The sequence below is a fragment of the Clostridioides sp. ZZV14-6387 genome (assembly GCF_020657835.1).
Lineage (GTDB): Bacteria > Bacillota > Clostridia > Peptostreptococcales > Peptostreptococcaceae > Clostridioides > Clostridioides difficile_A.
Genome location: NZ_JAGWCW010000164.1, coordinates 1 through 221 on the forward strand (window position 1 = coordinate 1; position 221 = coordinate 221).

At 25.8% G+C, this 221-nt stretch carries 1 pseudogene; it reads right to left on the minus strand.

Going from position 1 to position 221, the window contains the following annotated elements:
* Nucleotides 1-221, minus strand: a pseudogene (locus tag KGF38_RS20245) (IS200/IS605 family element RNA-guided endonuclease TnpB); the annotation flags it as partial.

Sequence of the window (221 nt, forward strand, 5' to 3'; positions counted from 1 at the left end):
ATATCTATATCAGTACAACATAATGATACATAATATTTTCCACTTGGTTCTTTGGATATAGTAGCATTAAGTATTCTCCCTTGAGGTACTTGTTTATCCCTTACTTTAACCATACCAAGTTTAGGTAATTTTATATATTGACTACAGTACATAATATTTCCATTTGTAAAGTTAGTTCTATATGAAAATCTATTAGTTTTCTTTGATTTAAATTTAGGAAA